This is a genomic window from Vibrio sp. DNB22_10_4 (assembly GCF_052879755.1).
This window is the reverse complement of record NZ_JBNNXW010000124.1, coordinates 1-236: the sequence shown is the minus strand read 5'-3', so window position 1 is coordinate 236 and position 236 is coordinate 1. Positions and strand designations below refer to the sequence as shown.

Here is a 236-nt window from a genome sequence, read left to right as displayed (position 1 = left end):
GCTGTACCGCGTGGCCGAGTTGATCCGCTCGCGCAGCGAAGCCCTGGCCCAGCGCCAGCGCCTGGACAACGGCAAGCCGATCAACGAAACGCGCGCCCTGGTGGCGAGCGCGGCCGCGACGTTCCAATTCTTCGGCGCTGCTTGCGAGACGCTGGAAGAATCCCTCACGCCTGCGCGCGGCGATTGCCTGACGATGAGCGTGCACGAGCCCATGGGCGTGGTGGCGGCCATCACAC

At 68.6% G+C, this 236-nt stretch carries 1 protein-coding gene; it reads left to right on the top strand.

The window, feature by feature from the left end; genetic code table 11:
- Positions 1–236 (top strand): aldehyde dehydrogenase family protein (locus tag ACVA6Q_RS24925; protein ID WP_446649266.1); only part of this gene is annotated, 236 nt, incomplete at both ends.